Genomic DNA, 16307 nt, shown 5'->3' with positions numbered 1-16307 from the left:
CCATCAGCGCCCTCTTCTCCCAACATCTATATAACCATTCGTCCTCAAAACCTGTGGTTTCTTTGACTTGCCGATGGCGCTGCTAAGCTCAGATCAGGCCCGCCAGTCAGGCAGTCAAGGAGGCCGAATGATTCGCTCGATTCTCTATGCCACTGATTTGGGTCTATATGCCCCCTACATCCTGCAACACGCTCTGGCGTTGACCCGCTCCTTCAATGCCAGCCTGTATGTGGTGCACGCGGTGGAGCCCATGGGCCTGTTTGCCGAGTCGGTGCTGCAAACCTATCTGGATGAAGAGCGGCTCAAGGAACTGCGCACCAACGGCCTGAGTACCGTGATGGCCAGCATCGAACAGCGGGTGCTGGAGGGCTTTCGCGATGAGATCGGCGAAGCAGTGCACGACCTGGATCTGATCAAGGCGGTACGCGTGGTTCAGGGCGATCCACCGTTGGTGATACTCGATGAAGCGCAGCAACTCGGCGTGGATCTGCTGGTCCTAGGTAGCCACAGCCACGGCACCGACATGGACATTCCCCTGGGACGGACAGCCTCGCGCCTGGTGCAGCTTTCCGAAGTGCCGGTGTACCTGGTACCGATGCTGCAACACCGTAGTCGTGGAGAACTTTGAATAAAGGCGGTCTTTTTAGATATTTGGTCTAGATTTAATGCTTTAATCATCATTATGGTTATATAAAACGCCGGCAACCTGAACGGCTGTCTTTTTGCTTTGAGGGATTTTTATGAAGCTCCAACAACTGCGCTACATCTGGGAAGTCGCGCATCACGACCTCAACGTATCTGCCACCGCGCAAAGCCTCTACACCTCGCAGCCCGGCATCAGCAAACAGATCCGCCTGCTGGAAGACGAATTGGGCGTGGAAGTTTTCGCCCGCAGCGGCAAGCACCTGACCCGCATCACCCCGGCCGGCGAGCGCATCATCAACACCGCTGGCGAGATTCTGCGCAAAGTCGAAAGCATTAAGCAGATCGCCCAGGAGTTCTCCAACGAGAAGAAAGGCACCCTGTCGATTGCCACCACCCACACCCAGGCGCGCTACGCCCTGCCGCCGGTGATCAGCGCCTTTATCAAACAGTACCCTGACGTCGCCCTGCACATGCACCAGGGCACACCGACACAGATTTCCGAAATGGCCGCCGATGGCACCGTGGATTTCGCCATCGCCACTGAAGGCCTGGAGCTGTTCAACGACCTGATCATGATGCCCTGCTACCGCTGGAACCGCTGCGTGATCGTGCCCCAGGGCCACCCGCTGACCAAGCTGCCGAAGCTGACCCTGGAAGCCCTGGCCGAGCATGAAATCGTCACCTACACCTTCGGTTTTACCGGCCGATCGAAACTCGACGAGGCCTTCAGCCATCGCGGCCTGACGCCAAAAGTGGTGTTCACCGCCGCCGACGCCGACGTGATCAAGACTTACGTACGCCTGGGCCTAGGCGTAGGCATCGTGGCCAAAATGGCGGTCGACGCTAAACTCGACCCGGATCTGGTGGTACTGGATGCCAGCGACCTGTTCGAGTCCAGCGTAACCAAGATCGGCTTCCGTCGCGGCACCTTCCTGCGCGGTTTCATGTGCGACTTTATCGAGAAATTCGCCCCGCACCTGACCCGCGACGTCATGGCCAAGGCCGTACAGTGCCACAGCAAAGTCGAGCTGGAAGAGCTGTTCGAAGGCGTTGAGCTGCCACTGCACTGAGCCAACCAGCAGATATGAAAAAGCCCGTCCAAGTGACGGGCTTTTCATGCTCGGCCATACCTATTCAGTGGCTTTCAATTCTTTGCCATGGGCGAAGTTCACCCACCAGCCGAAGGCCGCCGCAGTAAAGAACATGATGATGCTGTAGATCGCCGCCGGGATGGACATGGTCGCGTTGTTCAACAGCATCGGGCTCAGTGCCAAGGCAATCGCCAGGGTGCCGTTGTGAATGCCGATTTCCATGCCGATGGCAACCGACTGACGCAGGCTGAGCTTGCACAGACGCGGCACCCAGTAGCCCACCGCCAGGCTGATCAGGTTGAAGGCCAGCGCCGCACCGCCCACCAGAGGCGCGTAATCGACGAAGGTCTGCCAGTCCTTGACCACCGCCAGCAGGATGATGATCAACAGAAATAGCGCGGAGATGATCTTCACCGGCTTTTCCATGCGCGCGGCAAAACCCGGGAAGCGGCTGCGCAGCCAAATGCCGATGGCCACCGGGCCAAGGACGATGACAAACACCTGCACCACCTTGGTGAACTGCAGCGGCAGAGCCTGATCGCCTTCCATAAAGTAGGCCAGCGACAAATTGACGATCAGCGGCATGGTCAGCACGGCAATCACCGAATTGACCGCCGTCAGGGTGATATTCAGCGCCACATCACCATGCGCCAGGTGACTGTAGAGGTTGGCCGTGGTGCCGCCTGGCGAAGCGGCCAGCAGCATCAGGCCAACCGCCAGTGCCGGGGCCAGACCAAACGCCTTGGCCAGAAAGAAGCACACCAGTGGCAGCAGCAACAGCTGGCAAGCCAGGCCGATCAGCACCGGTTTAGGGAACTTCACCACCCGGGCAAAATCGGCCAGGGTCAGCGACAGACCCAAGCCGAGCATGATGATGCCCAGGGCGATGGGGAGAAACAGGGTCAGTAACGGATCAGCAGTCATTATTGTTCTACTCCGGGATCGGGACAGCGCGACGATTCTGGCGAGAGCGTGATGGCGTTCGCAGTGACTTTAGCGGCCAATCGTCCAGGCTGGGAGGCCCCATATGTAAAAAGGTGCCACATGGGCACCTTTTTTATCGCAACCTGCTGAACGTCAGATCGCAGTCGCCCCGCCATCCACCGCCAATGCCTGGCCAGTGGTGAACGCTGCGTTATCGCAGCACAGGTACAGCACGGCAGCGGCGATTTCCTCAACCTTGCCGATGCGCCCGACCGGGTGCATGGCGGCGGCGAACTCGCCCTTCTTCGGATCGGCTTCATAGGCGCGGCGGAACATGTCGGTGTCGATCACCGCCGGGCATACGGCGTTGACCCGTACTTTCTTCTTCGCGTACTCGACCGCTGCCGATTTGGTCAGACCGATCACTGCGTGCTTGGACGCGGCATAGATGCTCATCTTCGGCGCAGCGCCCAGGCCGGCAACCGAAGCGGTATTGACGATCGCGCCGCCGCCCTGCGCCAGCAACAGCGGGATCTGGTGCTTCATGCACAGCCACACACCTTTGACGTTGACGCCCATGATGGCATCGAACTCGCTTTCGCTGCCTTCGGCCAGCTTGCCCTTCTCGATCTCGATGCCGGCGTTGTTGAAGGCATAGTCCAGACGGCCATACGCGCCCAGCGTACGCTCCATCAGCACCTTGACCTCGGCATCGCGGGTCACGTCGCAGCGTACGAACAGCGCGTCACCACCGGCTTCACGGATCAGCGCCACGGTCGCTTCGCCACCTGCAACATCGACGTCGGACACCACCACCTGCAGGCCTTCGTTGGCGAATGCCAGTGCCGTGGCACGACCAATACCAGCAGCACCACCGGTGACCAGGGCAACCCGGCCGGAAAAGCTAAAGCTCATCTGCATGTCCTCGCAAGGATTAGAAACTCAGCGGAGTCTAATCAGCTCCTGCGTACCACGGCAGCACTATCAGGTTGGCAGTGAAAGCTCCATCCAGATGAGTGATTAACACCCCCATCAGCACATCACTCACATCGATCAATAAGCATTCGGCCCACGGGCAAACCTTGCCCCACTGACCAGCACGGGCTATCAACAGTCTTTCCGTTCAGTGAGTACCTGCCATGACCGCCCCACTCAACCGCCAGTTCCTGCTTGCCCAACGCCCGGTCGGCCTGCCCAGCCGCGAAACCTTCAGCTATGTGGAAACCAACGTCGGTGAACCCGGCCCTGGCCAGATTCTGGTGAAAAACGCCTACCTGTCGCTGGACCCGGCCATGCGTGGCTGGATGAACGATGCCAAGTCCTACATCCCACCGGTCGGTATCGGTGAAGTGATGCGCGCCCTCGGCGTCGGTGAAGTAATCGCCTCGCAGCACCCGGACTTTGCCGTCGGTGATCATGTAAATGGTGCACTGGGCGTGCAGGATTACTTCCTCGGTGAGCCCAAGGGTTTCTACAAGGTCGACCCCAAGCGCGCGCCGCTGCCGCTGTATCTGTCGGCGCTGGGCATGACCGGGATGACCGCCTACTTCGCCCTGCTTGATGTCGGCGCGCCGCAAGCCGGTGAAACCGTAGTGATTTCCGGCGCAGCCGGCGCGGTCGGCAGCGTGGCCGGGCAGATCGCCAAGCTCAAGGGTTGCCGTGTGGTCGGCATTGCCGGCGGTGCGGACAAGTGCAAGTTCCTGATCGATGAACTGGGCTTCGATGGCGCCATCGACTACAAGAACGAAGACGTGATCGCCGGCCTCAAGCGCGAGTGCCCCAAAGGGGTGGACGTGTATTTCGATAACGTCGGCGGCGACATTCTCGATGCGGTGCTCACCCGCCTGGCCTTCAAGGCGCGGGTGGTCATCTGTGGCGCGATCAGCCAGTACAACAACAAACAGGCGGTCAAAGGCCCAGCGAATTACCTCAATCTGCTGGTTAACAGCGCACGCATGGAAGGCATGGTGGTGATGACCTACGCCCCGCGCTTTGCCGAAGCGGCGGCGGAGATGGGCGGCTGGCTGGCCAGCGGCAAGCTGAAGTCCAAGGAAGATATCGTCAGCGGCCTGACGACCTTCCCGGAAACCTTGCTCAAGCTGTTCAGCGGCGAGAACTTCGGCAAGCTGGTGCTTAAGGTCGACTGACTGTTGTGGGAGGGGGTTTAGCCGCGACGATTGCAATATCGCGGCTAAAACCCTTCCACAGCTTATGGTGGCTTACCAAGCTAAGCCTACGGCCACCTACGCAACCGCCATTTCCTCACTGTCCTGTTTAATCGGCCGCCAGCGGCGCAGCAGCATGTACAGGGTCGGGATCACAAACAGGGTGAAGAAGGTGCCTACCAACAGGCCGCCGACAATCACCATACCAATCTGCTGCCGGCTCTCCGCACCGGCTCCGGTGGCAATTGCCAACGGCACCGAACCCAACACCATCGCCCCGGTGGTCATCAGAATCGGCCGCAGACGCTGCACCGACGCCTCAATTACCGCACCGCGCAGTTCATGGCCCTGACGCAGCAGCACGTTGGCAAACTCGACGATCAGGATGCCGTGCTTGGTAATCAGGCCGATCAGCGTCACCAGACCGATCTGCGAGTAGATGTTCAACGTGCCGCCGAATAACGTCAGCGCCAGCAAGGCACCGGCCATCGACAGCGGCACGCTGAACAGGATGATCAGCGGGTCGGTAAAGCTTTCGAACTGTGCTGCCAGCACCAGGAAGATAAACGCCAGGGCCAGGGCAAAGATCAACGCAATGCCGGCGCTGGACTCCTTGAAGTCCCGCGAGGTGCCGGTGTAGTCGTACTGGGTCTCCGGCGGGAACACCGTGCGCGCCGTCGCCTCCAGATGCGCCAAGGCCTCACCCAAGGTGTAGCCAGAGCCGACGTTGGCGCTCACCGTGACCGCACGCAGCTGGTTGAAGTGGTTAAGCTCGCGCGGCGCCACGGTCTCGCGCACCTCGATCAGGTTGGACAGCTGCACCATGCTGTCGTCACGTCCACGCACATACACGCGGTCGAGATCCTGCGGGTTACTGCGGTCGACGCCTTGCAACTGCACCAGCACATCGTATTGCTCGCCATTCTGCTTGAAGCGCGTCACCTGACGGCTGCCGAACAGGCTCTCCAGGCTGCGGCCGATGGTCGATACGTCTGACCCCACCGCCACTGCCTGCTCACGATTGACCGCGACTTTGAGCTGTGGCGCATTGAGCTTGAGGTCACTGTCCAGGCTTTCCAGGCCCGGGTAATCGCGCAGCGCGTTAAGCAGCTCATCGACATAACTCTGCAACTCGCTGTACTCCATGGAGGAGCGGATCACGAAGTTCACCGGCTGGTTACGCGCGCTCTGCCCCAGGGGCGGCCGGTTGACCGGGAAGGCGCGAATGCCGGCGATGTCCTGCAACTTGGGCAGCAGCTCATTGCGAATTTCGAACTGGCTGCGCGAACGGTCGGCCCAGTCTTCCAGCTTCATAAAGGAAATGCCCTGAGCCACCGTCGGGAAGCCGGCAATCACCATATAGCGATTGGTCTCGGGGATACTCGCGTAGGCCGCCTCGACTTCACGGGCATAGCGCCCGGTGTAGTTGATGGTGGCGCCATCCGGGCCATTGAACACGCCGATGATGGTACCGGTGTCTTCGGTGGGTGCCAGCTCCGATTTGAGCCCGGCAAACAGCAGCACGCAGGCCACGATGGTCAGTACCAGCAGACCGACCACCAGCACCCAGAGGTTCAGCGCCTTGGTCAGCAGGTGTTTGTAGCTGTAGGTCAGGCCGTTGAGGAAGTTTTCGATCAGGTTGTACACGCGGTTGTGCCGCTCGCCGGCTTGATGCGGCTTGAGCAGCAGTGCGCACATCATCGGCGTCAGGGTCAGGGCGACAAAACCGGACACCAGCACCGCGCCGGCCAGGGTCCAGGCAAACTCGGTAAACAGCTTGCCTGTGGTGCCCTGCATAAAGCCGATGGGGGCAAACACGGCGGCCAGGGTCAGGGTCATGGCGATCACCGCAAAGGCAATCTCGCGGCTGCCCTTGAGCGCCGCCTGCACCGGGGCCATGCCTTCTTCGATATGCCGGTGGATGTTCTCCAACATGACGATGGCATCGTCCACCACCAGACCGATGGCCAGTACCATGGCCAGCAGGGTCAGGGTGTTGATGGTGAAACCCATCAGGCTCATCAGGGCAAACGCGCCGATCAGCGACACCGGGATGGTCACCAGCGGGATGATGGTGGCGCGCAACGAACGCAGGAAGATGAAGATGATCAGGATGACCAGCCCCACCGCTTCCCAGATGGTGATAAACACGTTGTCGATCGACTCGCGAATAAACTGCGAGTTGTCGTTGGCCACCGCCATTTCCATGCCATCGGGCAGCAGCGCACGCACGTCGGGCATGGCCGCCGCCAGGCCATCGGAGATGTCCAGCGGGTTGGCAGTGGCCTGTTTGATCATACCCATCGACACCGCCGGCTTGCCTTTGTAACGCACGATGCTGCGCTCATCCTGCGCACCGATTTCGGCATAGCCCACATCCGCCAGGCGCAGCAGGTAACCGCGTGAATCATCAAGGATCAGTTGGTTGAACTGCTCCGGGGTGTTCATGTCGGTTTCCGAGAGCACGGTGAATTCGCGCTGCTGCGATTCAATACGCCCGGCCGGAATTTCGACGTTCTGCCGGCGCAGGGCGTCTTCTACATCCTGCACGGTGAGGTTATGCGCGGCGAGCTTTTCCGGGTCCAGCCAGATGCGCATGGCGAAGGTGCGCGCGCCGCGAATCTGCACTTCGGAAACACCGGGGATGGTCTGCAGGCGATCCTTGATCACCCGCTCCAGCACATCGGTGATCTCCATGGCGCTGTAGCGTTCGCTGTAGAAGGCAATCCAGATCACCGGCTGGGCGTCGGCCTCAACCTTCTGCACGATGGGCTCGGCAATTTCATCCGGCAGCAGGCCACGCACACGGCCCAGACGGTCGCGCACATCGTTGGCAGCCTCATCGGAGTTGCTGCCCAAGCGGAACTGCGCGGTGATCTGGGTGTTTTCCGAGCGGCTGATGGAGCTGACGAAATCCAGCCCATCGATACCCGACAGCACATCCTCGATCGGCTGGGCGACCTGGGACTCCATGATCTCCGGGCTGGCGCCGGGATAGGTGACGTTGACCGTGACAATCGGCACATCGATATTCGGGTACTCGCGTACGGCCAGGCGGTCGTAAGCCATCAAACCGAGCAGCACCACAATCAGCGAGAGGACCGTGGCAAATACCGGCCGGCGGATGCAGATATCCGACAGGGTCATGAACGCTGCTCCGCCACCTTGGTGCGCACCGGCATGTCAGCACGAACCTTCTGCCAACCGGCGCTGATCAGGGTTTCATCGCCCTGCAGACCTTCCAGCACCTCGACCTTACCGGCCAGACGCTTGCCCAACTTGACCTCACGCAGCTCGACCTTGCCCGCCACCACTAGGTTGACCAACAGGCGCTCACCCACCGGCATGATGGCTTCTTCCGGGATTACCAGGGCATTCGGCCGCTCGGCGAGGATCACCGAGACGCGCACGAACTGCCCGGGGCTCAAGCGGCCTTCACTGTTGTTGAGGTTGGCGCGGATCGCCTGGCTGCGCCCGGCTTCGTCCAGACGTGGGTTGATGGCGAAGATCTCGCCCTTGAAGCGCTCACCCGGGTAGGCATCCAGGCTGATCTCGATGACCTGCTTGAGGCGGATCTGGCTGACGGCCTTCTGCGGAATGCGGAAATCCACCTTGAGCGGATCGAGCACCTCCAGGTTGACGATGTCCTGGCCTTCGCTGAGGTAATCGCCGGGGCTGACGGCGCGTAAACCCAGCACACCATCATAAGGGGCGACAATGCGCGTCTTGTCCAGGCGCGCCTGGGACAACGCCAGGCTGGCGCGCGAGGCCTGTTGCTGGGCGCTGGCTTCATCCAGCGCCTGAGCGTTGCTGGCACCGCGTTTGAACAGCATCTGCGCACGTTCGAAATTCTTTTCCGCGAGGTTCAGATTGGCCCGTGCCTGGGCCAGTTCGGCGCGGGCAATTGAATCATCCAGGCTGACCAGCAACTCACCGACGGCAACCCGCTGGCCTTCGCGAAAATGCAGTTGCGCCACGCGCCCGGCGATTTCCGGACGGATCATCACCGACTCGTCGGGGCGCAGCGAACCGAAGGTCACCAGTTCATCACGCACCAGGCTGCGCTCGGGTTTGACCACCTCGACCAGTGGTCCTTCATTGGCCTGCACCTGTCCACTGATGAGCGAACACAACAGAACAGCTGTACCGAGCAGAGCAGGTGTGCGGGCAAACATATACAACCCCTAATTCTTTGTAGAGGCTGAGTCTAACGGCCGAGCCGCACAGATCAGCCGTTAAAAATGTTTCCCGATGTTGGCTGCCCGGTTACTGGCGCATGCCCCGACCGCTGACCAGCAAGCGGATGCACACGCCATACAGCACAGCGGTGGCGACCAGCATAAAGGCGATGGCCACGCCGATGCGGATGTCGGAAACGCCAAGAATGCCATAGCGGAAAGCGTTGACCATATGCAGCACCGGGTTGGCCAGCGACACCGTTTGCCAGAACTGCGGCAACAGGCTGATCGAATAGAACACCCCGCCCAGGTAGGTCAACGGCGTCAGCACAAAGGTCGGGATGATCGAAATATCATCGAAGTTGCGCGCATACACGGCGTTAATAAAACCGCCGAGGGAGAAGATGGTCGCGGTCAGCAGCACCACCAGCACGGTCACGCCGAGGTGGTGCACCTGCAGGTGAGTGAAGAACAGCGACAGCACGGTGACGATCAGCCCCACTGCCAGGCCGCGCAGCACACCACCGATCACATAGCCGGTGAGGATGATGTGCGGCGATACCGGCGAAACCATCAACTCCTCGATGGAGCGCTGGAACTTGCTGCCAAAGAAGCTCGACACTACGTTGCCGTAAGAGTTGGTGATCACCGACATCATGATCAGCCCCGGCACGATGTACTCCATATAAGTGAAGCCACCCATGTCGCCGATTTGGCTGCCGATCAGGTTGCCGAAGATCACAAAGTACAGAACCATGGTGATCGCTGGCGGCAGCAGAGTCTGTGGCCAGATGCGGGTAAAGCGGCGGATTTCGCGGTAAACGATGGTGCGCAACGCGACCATGTTGGCGGTGAATTCGGAATTCAGATAAGCCGTGCTCATAACGCCACCTTCGCCAGGTTTTTCTCGACCAGGGAGACGAACAGTTCCTCCAGGCGGTTGGTTTTGTTGCGCAAGCTGAGCACCTCAATCTTCTGCAAGGCCAGCTGACGGAACAGCTCGGTAATGCCTTGGGCCTTGTCCACCTGCACTTCCAGGGTGTGCGCGTCGAGCAGTTGCGCGGGGTAACCCATCAGCTGCGGGGCGACCAGCTGGGCGTCCTTGAGGTCAAGCAGGAAGGTTTCCACATGCAGTTTCTTCAGCAGGTCCTTCATGCTGGTGTTCTCGACAATCCGCCCGTGGTCGATGATGCCGATGTTACGGCACAGCTGTTCAGCCTCTTCCAGGTAATGGGTGGTGAGGATGATGGTGATGCCCTGCTCATTCAGTTCGGTGAGAAAGCTCCACATCGAACGGCGCAGTTCGATATCCACCCCGGCCGTCGGCTCATCGAGAATCAACAGACGCGGCTGATGCACCAGCGCACGGGCGATCATAAGGCGGCGCTTCATCCCGCCGGACAACTCACGCGACGGCACGTTGTGCTTGCCCCACAAGCCAAGCTGATTGAGGTACTGCTCGGCGCGCTCCTTGGCGATTTTTGCCGGGATACCGTAATAGCCAGCCTGGGTCACGACGATATCGAAGGCCTTTTCGAACTGGTTGAAGTTGAACTCCTGCGGCACCACACCCAGACAGCGCTTAAGGGCCGAAGGTTGTTTGTCCAGGTCGTGACCGAACACATTGACCGTGCCGCTGCTCTTGGTCACCAGGGTCGAAAGAATGCCGATGGTGGTGGATTTGCCGGCACCGTTGGAGCCGAGCAAGGCGAAGAAATCACCTTCAGCCACGTCCAGATCGATGCCATGCAGCGCCTGGAAGCCGTTGCCATAGGTCTTGGTCAACTGGCGAATGGACAGAGCGGTACTCATAAAAATGCGCACACCTGATTGAATAAGAGGAATCGAGAAGGACGCAGCAACAGCGCGAAGTGGCTCAAGTCTAGCGCCTGGCACACCTGCACCGCAGCCCTTTTAGGGAAATCTGCCGGCCCCGAGCAGGGCAGCAGCCTACCAGCGCCGGGCGCAGATTAAACGCGGCAGTTGCCGATGGTGCTTATCAGCCCGGTCGATAGATCAGCCAGGTACGGCCTCGGCGGCGAAGTCGCCACTGATCGACAACGCGTCATCGGCAAACAGATGTGGGTAACACGTAGCCAGATGACCGAAGAACAGCGGCTCCGGCACATCGGCAAACTGACCGTGGTCATGCAGGTATTCCATATACCGCTCACCCTGCTGGTTGAACGGGTGGAATACGCTGTCACTCAGGCCATCGAATTCCAGCGGCGCGACCTTAAATACCCGACACAGCGCCAGGTTGAACGCCGGCGTGGCCTTGACCCAGCGGCCCTCAAGGTACAACTCGGTGTAGCCGTGCATGGCGAACACTTCGCTGCGCAGCATCTCCAGCAGCCGCGGGGTGGCCAGATGGTTGCGCACATCGGCCAGGCCGATACGCGCCGGGATACCGCAATGGCGGGCGCAGGCGGCGAGTAAGGTGGCCTTAGGCACGCAGTAACTCTCTCCCGCCTGCAATGCGTGGCTGGCCTTCAACGTTTCGGCATCACGGCTGAATACGTAGGGGTTGTAGCGAATTTCATCACGCACCGCGTAGTACAGGCTGACAGCCTGTTCGCGTGGGTCTCGACTGGCGCCGCGAAACTTTTCTGCGAACTCCACCAGCGCGGGGTGGTCACTATCGATGAAGCGGCCGGGCTCGAGGTATTCACGCATCGGGTTTTCTCCATGACTGAGAAACCAGTCTAACGACGCGAGTCCGGCCAATGTCACGACGATTCGGCCAAGCTCACCGCTCTTGTCGCCATCAATGACGACTACGCTCGTGATGGTGCGTACACACGCATTGTCATCATGGAGGATTCTGCATGCTCGCTCTCTGGTTACTCGCCCTACTGCTCGGCACGGCTTTTCTCGCACATCGGCGTACCGCTCCCCTACCCGCACTTGGTCTGGTGGCCGGCTTTCTGATGCTGATGGGCACCTTCAGCCACGCCCCCGCCTGGTTGATGGGCATTTTCTGGCTGTTGCTGCTGGCCGTGGCCCTGCCTCTGGTGCTGCCGCAGCAGCGCCGCAACCTGTTTACCACACCGCTGTTTGCATGGTTCAAACGGGTATTGCCGCCGATGTCAGCTACCGAGCGCGACGCCATTGAAGCCGGCACGGTGTGGTGGGATGGCGAACTGTTCAGCGGCCGGCCGGACTGGGACACCCTGCTCGCCTACCCCAAGGCTCAGCTCACAGAGGAAGAGCAGGCGTTTATCGACGGCCCCACCGAAGCACTCTGCGCCATGGTCAGTGACTGGCAGATCGGCCAGCAGATGGACCTGCCCGCAGAGGCCTGGGCGCATATCAAGCGCCACGGTTTCTTCGCCCTGATCATCCCCAAGCAATACGGCGGCAAGGGTTTTTCCGCCTATGCCCACTCCCAGGTGGCGATGAAACTGGCCACTCGCTCCGGCGACCTGGCCTCCACCGTGATGGTGCCCAACTCCCTGGGCCCGGCCGAACTGCTGCTGCACTACGGCACCGAGGCGCAACGTGACCACTACCTGCCACGTCTGGCCCGCGGTGAAGACATACCCTGCTTCGCCCTCACCGGCCCCCTGGCCGGCTCCGACGCCGGCGCCATGCCGGACACCGGAATCATCTGCAAAGGCCAGTGGCAAGGCGAGGAAGTCATCGGCCTGCGCCTGAATTGGGAAAAACGCTATATCACCCTCGGCCCGGTCGCCACCCTGCTGGGCCTGGCCTTCAAGGCCTACGACCCTGAACATCTGCTGGGTGAAGAAGAAGACCTCGGCATCAGCCTGGCTCTGGTGCCCACCGACACGCCTGGCGTCGAAATCGGCCGTCGCCACCTGCCACTCGGCGCGGCTTTTATGAACGGTCCGAATTCAGGCAAAGATGTGTTTATCCCGCTGGACTACCTGATCGGCGGCGAAGACATGCTCGGCAAGGGCTGGATGATGCTGATGAACTGCCTGTCCGTGGGCCGCTCCATCTCCCTGCCGGCCGTCGGCACCGGCGCGGCCAAATTCACCAGCCTGACCACCGGCCAGTACAGCCAGGTGCGCGAACAGTTCAACGTGCCGCTGTCCGCTTTTGAAGGCATTCAGGAAGCCCTCGCAAGGATCGCCGGCAATGCCTGGCTGATGGACAGCGCACGCATCCTCACCGCCAACGCCGTGGACCTGGGCGAGAAGCCGTCGGTACTCTCAGCCATCCTCAAATACCACCTGACCGAACGTGGCCGCGAATGCATCAGCCACGCCATGGACGTGCACGGCGGTAAAGGCATCGTCATGGGGCCGAACAACTATCTCGCCCGCTCGTGGCAAGGGGCGCCGATCTTTATCACCGTGGAGGGGGCCAACATTCTTTCGCGCAACCTGATGATCTTTGGTCAGGGCGCGATTCGCTGCCACCCCTATGTCCTCAAGGAAATGGCCCTGGCCAGCCGCGAAGACCAGGATCAGGCGCTGCAGGAATTCGATGAACTGCTGCTGCAGCATATCGGTTTTGCCGTCAGCAACGCCGCCAGCAGCCTGCTGCTCAGCCTCGGCTTTGGCGTTTTCAGTCAGGTGCCGGGCGACCGTATCAGCCGTCCGTATTTCCGCGCGCTCAACCGCCTGGCCGCGTCTTTCGCCCTGCTTGCCGACACCAGCATGATGCTGCTCGGCGGCGAACTGAAACGCCGTGAACGCCTGTCGGCGCGCCTGGGGGATGTGCTGAGTCACCTGTACCTGGCTTCGGCAGCGCTCAAGCGCTACCACGACCTGGGCTACCCAGAACATTCGCAACCCCTGCTGCGCTGGGCCGTGGAAGAAAGCCTGGGCAAGGCCGAACAGGCGTTGGAAGAGCTGCTCAGCAACTTCCCCAGCAAACTGCTCGGCTGCGCCCTGCGTCTGCTGGTATTGCCGCTGGGCCGCCGTCACAAAGGTCCAAGCGATGAACTGGACGCCGAAGTGGCCGCCATTATCGGCCGCAACAGTGGTGACCCGGCGCTGGAGGAGTTGCTCGAAGGCTGCTATCGCCCACAGGCTGAACAGGATCCCGTTGGGGCGCTGCAATATGCGATGAACCTGCGGCGGAACGTTCAGGACCTGCAGAAAAAACTGCACAAGGCCGTCAAAGCTGGCCAGGTACAGGAACTGCCAGGACAAAGCCTGATCGATACCGCACTGGCTGCCGGGGTTCTCAACCCGGAAGAAGCGCACAGCCTGCAACAGGCCGAAGCAGCGCGCCGGGTAGTGATCGATGTCGACGACTTTGCCAAGGAAGAACTGACGCTGGAAACCGGCAAGGTGCGCTAACGAGGACAGCGGGCGACGTGAGCCTTATACTTGCGCGCCCGTTTTACCCCTACAGGATTACCCCATGGCCAACACCCACATCGACCATCACCTCACTCTGCTGCAGCACCTGCGCACCATCCTGGTCGCCCTGGGCGAAGCCGAGCAGATTCTCGATGACAGCCACGCCATGTACCTGGAGCGCTACGACGAACTGCTCAGCGACCTGCCGAGCGACCCGGAAGCCAGCCTCTACCTGGGCCAGGATCTGATCAGCCAGATATTTCAGCGCTACCCGCAAATCGCCCACCTGGTACCGCGCGATCTGCTGTGGTTCTTCGGCGGTGACTGCCTGCACTTTATGCCGGACGAAGAAATCGAGATGTACCAGACCCTCGAGGAACGCCGCTTCTACGCCGAAGAAAACGACGAGCCCTTCGACTGGAATCAGGAAAAGCAACTGCTGGCCATGCCAGCTCAGGGCGGCACACACTAAGCCGTAGCCAGAAATAAAAAAGCCCGCACGGCATCACCGGCGGGCTTTTTTACATGCTGTAAAAACAGCAGATACAAAAACGCCGCTCAACGAGCGGCGTTTCTGTTGCTTTCTATCGAAAGAAAATGGAGCGGGAAACGAGACTCGAACTCGCGACCCCGACCTTGGCAAGGTCGTGCTCTACCAACTGAGCTATTCCCGCATACAACTTGGTGCAACAAAAATGGCGTCCCCTAGGGGACTCGAACCCCTGTTACCGCCGTGAAAGGGCGGTGTCCTAGGCCACTAGACGAAGGGGACCTTGGAACTTGTCGGTTACCTGCCTAGGCAGATCACCTGAATTTGGAGCGGGAAACGAGACTCGAACTCGCGACCCCGACCTTGGCAAGGTCGTGCTCTACCAACTGAGCTATTCCCGCATGCAACTTGGTTTTTCAGCACACTTCATTAAGAAGTGGCGTCCCCTAGGGGACTCGAACCCCTGTTACCGCCGTGAAAGGGCGGTGTCCTAGGCCACTAGACGAAGGGGACGCAGCCCGGAAACTACAACTTCTATCCGGCTTCTACACGTTTTGCCCTGAGGCATTGCGCTACGAAGTGGCGCGCATTCTATGGAGCCTTTAAAGGCTCGTCAACCTCCGTGTAAAAAATTTTATAAATCAACGACTTCAGCTACGAATGTGATGCAGCTCTATCAGCCTCCAGGCTAAGGCACTACACTCGGACGAAAAACCGGTGAACGAGAGGCTCCACCATGTCCCCACTCGTGATTACCATATTGATTGTTTCTGGCATCGTCGTCTTGATCGCCATTGCCTACATCAATCATATGGTCGAGAACAACAAACTGGAGAAGGCGCGCATCAAGGCCGACCTCAATGATCGCCTGCGCCGCTGCACGGATCTCGCCGAAGCACTGCCCGGCCAATTGATGACACCCGCCCTCAAGCTGTTTCTGAGCCGCCTGCAACTGCACTTCAGCGAACGCATGCTGCCACTGGACAAAGGCAATAACGCGCTCAAGGCGCGCATTGAGGAGTTGCGCAAACTGATTGCCCAGGGCGAAGCCATCACTGTAAACAACCCGCCACAGCCCATCATCAATGAAGCCAAAGCCAAGGATGTACGCTTCCAGCTGGAAAACCTCCACGGCCAACTGACCCGCTGCGCCAAGGAAGGCACCATTAACGCCAACGAAGCCAAACACTGGGTAAAAGAAGTCCGCCACATGCTGACCCAGGTACATATCGAATTCTTTGGCAACCTCGGCCATCAAGCCCTGCTGCAGAACCAACCCGGGCAGGCGCGGCTGGCGTTCGAGCGCGGCGTGCAATACCTGCGCAAACAGCCTGATCCTGCGCCCTATCAGAACGCCCTGAAGAAGTTCGAGGAGCAGTTGGCCCGCGCCAACGCCCTGGTGCTGGAGACCAGCAAACCCAGCAGCAGCCAGACCAGCGAGCTGGACGCAGGCCTGGACTCGCTCGGCGGCGATGACGAGTGGAAGAAGAAGAACATCTACGACTGAACCCAGGCACGTACAAACCCGTTGCATA

At 60.1% G+C, this 16307-nt stretch carries 13 protein-coding genes and 4 tRNA genes; 6 read left to right on the top strand and 11 right to left on the bottom strand.

Annotation, left to right across the window (positions count from 1 at the left end; genetic code table 11):
• Positions 1 to 127 precede the first annotated feature (127 nt).
• Entirely contained in the window at positions 128 to 628 is a 501-nt protein-coding gene (locus ACSQ17_RS18710) for a universal stress protein (RefSeq protein WP_436070059.1), read from the top strand.
• Positions 629 to 740: 112 nt separating this feature from the next.
• Positions 741 to 1715, top strand: coding sequence for an HTH-type transcriptional regulator CysB (gene cysB, locus ACSQ17_RS18705; RefSeq protein ID WP_436070058.1), 975 nt, complete (start codon positions 741 to 743; stop codon positions 1713 to 1715).
• A gap of 60 nt (positions 1716 to 1775) precedes the next feature.
• Here the strand turns inward: cysB and ACSQ17_RS18700 are convergent, their stop codons facing one another.
• Positions 1776 to 2660, bottom strand: coding sequence for a bile acid:sodium symporter family protein (locus ACSQ17_RS18700; RefSeq protein WP_436070057.1), 885 nt, complete (start codon positions 2658 to 2660; stop codon positions 1776 to 1778).
• A gap of 153 nt (positions 2661 to 2813) precedes the next feature.
• Positions 2814 to 3575: an SDR family oxidoreductase gene (locus ACSQ17_RS18695; RefSeq protein ID WP_436070056.1), complete on the bottom strand. Its 762-nt coding sequence runs from the start codon at positions 3573 to 3575 to the stop codon at positions 2814 to 2816.
• A gap of 224 nt (positions 3576 to 3799) precedes the next feature.
• Between ACSQ17_RS18695 and ACSQ17_RS18690 the strand changes: the two genes are divergently transcribed.
• Positions 3800 to 4807: an NADP-dependent oxidoreductase gene (locus ACSQ17_RS18690; RefSeq protein ID WP_436070055.1), complete on the top strand. Its 1008-nt coding sequence runs from the start codon at positions 3800 to 3802 to the stop codon at positions 4805 to 4807.
• A 96-nt stretch (positions 4808 to 4903) separates the two neighbouring features.
• Here the strand turns inward: ACSQ17_RS18690 and ACSQ17_RS18685 are convergent, their stop codons facing one another.
• The 5 genes from ACSQ17_RS18685 to ACSQ17_RS18665 form a co-directional block, all read right to left on the bottom strand.
• Positions 4904 to 7972 carry an efflux RND transporter permease subunit gene (locus ACSQ17_RS18685; protein ID WP_436070054.1) on the bottom strand — a complete coding sequence of 1023 codons (3069 nt, stop codon included), beginning with the start codon at positions 7970 to 7972 and terminating at the stop codon, positions 4904 to 4906.
• Positions 7969 to 9000 carry an efflux RND transporter periplasmic adaptor subunit gene (locus ACSQ17_RS18680; RefSeq protein WP_436070053.1) on the bottom strand — a complete coding sequence of 344 codons (1032 nt, stop codon included), beginning with the start codon at positions 8998 to 9000 and terminating at the stop codon, positions 7969 to 7971. Before ACSQ17_RS18680 ends, ACSQ17_RS18685 begins: the two co-directional genes overlap by 4 nt.
• Positions 9001 to 9091: 91 nt before the next feature.
• Entirely contained in the window at positions 9092 to 9871 is a 780-nt protein-coding gene (locus ACSQ17_RS18675; protein WP_436070516.1) for an ABC transporter permease, read from the bottom strand.
• Between the two features lie 11 nt (positions 9872 to 9882).
• Entirely contained in the window at positions 9883 to 10815 is a 933-nt protein-coding gene (locus ACSQ17_RS18670) for an ABC transporter ATP-binding protein (protein ID WP_436070052.1), read from the bottom strand.
• Positions 10816 to 11019: 204 nt separating this feature from the next.
• Entirely contained in the window at positions 11020 to 11679 is a 660-nt protein-coding gene (locus ACSQ17_RS18665; protein ID WP_436070051.1) for a transglutaminase-like domain-containing protein, read from the bottom strand.
• A 152-nt stretch (positions 11680 to 11831) separates the two neighbouring features.
• Between ACSQ17_RS18665 and ACSQ17_RS18660 the strand changes: the two genes are divergently transcribed.
• A complete protein-coding gene (locus ACSQ17_RS18660; RefSeq protein ID WP_436070050.1) occupies positions 11832 to 14279 on the top strand; it encodes an acyl-CoA dehydrogenase in 2448 nt (815 codons plus the stop codon).
• 64 nt (positions 14280 to 14343) lie between these two features.
• The gene (locus tag ACSQ17_RS18655; RefSeq protein ID WP_233684407.1) at positions 14344 to 14754 is read left to right on the top strand and encodes a PA2817 family protein; all 411 of its coding nucleotides are present in this window, start codon (positions 14344 to 14346) and stop codon (positions 14752 to 14754) included.
• A gap of 126 nt (positions 14755 to 14880) precedes the next feature.
• On the opposite strand, the gene ACSQ17_RS18650 is transcribed toward ACSQ17_RS18655, so the two are convergent.
• From ACSQ17_RS18650 to ACSQ17_RS18635, 4 genes are all read right to left on the bottom strand, one after another.
• Positions 14881 to 14956: transfer RNA gene (locus ACSQ17_RS18650), tRNA-Gly, on the bottom strand.
• A gap of 22 nt (positions 14957 to 14978) precedes the next feature.
• Positions 14979 to 15054: transfer RNA gene (locus ACSQ17_RS18645), tRNA-Glu, on the bottom strand.
• Between the two features lie 43 nt (positions 15055 to 15097).
• Positions 15098 to 15173: transfer RNA gene (locus ACSQ17_RS18640), tRNA-Gly, on the bottom strand.
• Between the two features lie 36 nt (positions 15174 to 15209).
• Positions 15210 to 15285 (bottom strand) — tRNA-Glu (locus ACSQ17_RS18635).
• A 223-nt stretch (positions 15286 to 15508) separates the two neighbouring features.
• On the opposite strand from ACSQ17_RS18635, the gene ACSQ17_RS18630 reads away from it, so the two are divergent.
• Positions 15509 to 16279, top strand: coding sequence for a hypothetical protein (locus ACSQ17_RS18630; protein ID WP_436070049.1), 771 nt, complete (start codon positions 15509 to 15511; stop codon positions 16277 to 16279).
• Positions 16280 to 16307: the final 28 nt, after the last annotated feature.

Source organism: Pseudomonas sp. LjRoot71, assembly GCF_964253255.1.
GTDB lineage: Bacteria > Pseudomonadota > Gammaproteobacteria > Pseudomonadales > Pseudomonadaceae > Aquipseudomonas.
This window is presented reverse-complemented; position numbering and strand designations above follow the sequence as displayed.

Coding starts and splice junctions, on each gene's coding strand:
- ACSQ17_RS18695 (WP_436070056.1), bottom strand. CDS start 3,575: ATGAGCTTTAGCTTTTCCGGCCGGGTTGCCCTGGTCACCGGTGGTGCT.
- ACSQ17_RS18665 (WP_436070051.1), bottom strand. CDS start 11,679: ATGCGTGAATACCTCGAGCCCGGCCGCTTCATCGATAGTGACCACCCC.
- ACSQ17_RS18670 (WP_436070052.1), bottom strand. CDS start 10,815: ATGAGTACCGCTCTGTCCATTCGCCAGTTGACCAAGACCTATGGCAAC.
- ACSQ17_RS18630 (WP_436070049.1), top strand. CDS start 15,509: ATGTCCCCACTCGTGATTACCATATTGATTGTTTCTGGCATCGTCGTC.
- ACSQ17_RS18685 (WP_436070054.1), bottom strand. CDS start 7,972: ATGACCCTGTCGGATATCTGCATCCGCCGGCCGGTATTTGCCACGGTC.
- ACSQ17_RS18660 (WP_436070050.1), top strand. CDS start 11,832: ATGCTCGCTCTCTGGTTACTCGCCCTACTGCTCGGCACGGCTTTTCTC.
- cysB (WP_436070058.1), top strand. CDS start 741: ATGAAGCTCCAACAACTGCGCTACATCTGGGAAGTCGCGCATCACGAC.
- ACSQ17_RS18700 (WP_436070057.1), bottom strand. CDS start 2,660: ATGACTGCTGATCCGTTACTGACCCTGTTTCTCCCCATCGCCCTGGGC.
- ACSQ17_RS18690 (WP_436070055.1), top strand. CDS start 3,800: ATGACCGCCCCACTCAACCGCCAGTTCCTGCTTGCCCAACGCCCGGTC.
- ACSQ17_RS18680 (WP_436070053.1), bottom strand. CDS start 9,000: ATGTTTGCCCGCACACCTGCTCTGCTCGGTACAGCTGTTCTGTTGTGT.
- ACSQ17_RS18655 (WP_233684407.1), top strand. CDS start 14,344: ATGGCCAACACCCACATCGACCATCACCTCACTCTGCTGCAGCACCTG.
- ACSQ17_RS18710 (WP_436070059.1), top strand. CDS start 128: ATGATTCGCTCGATTCTCTATGCCACTGATTTGGGTCTATATGCCCCC.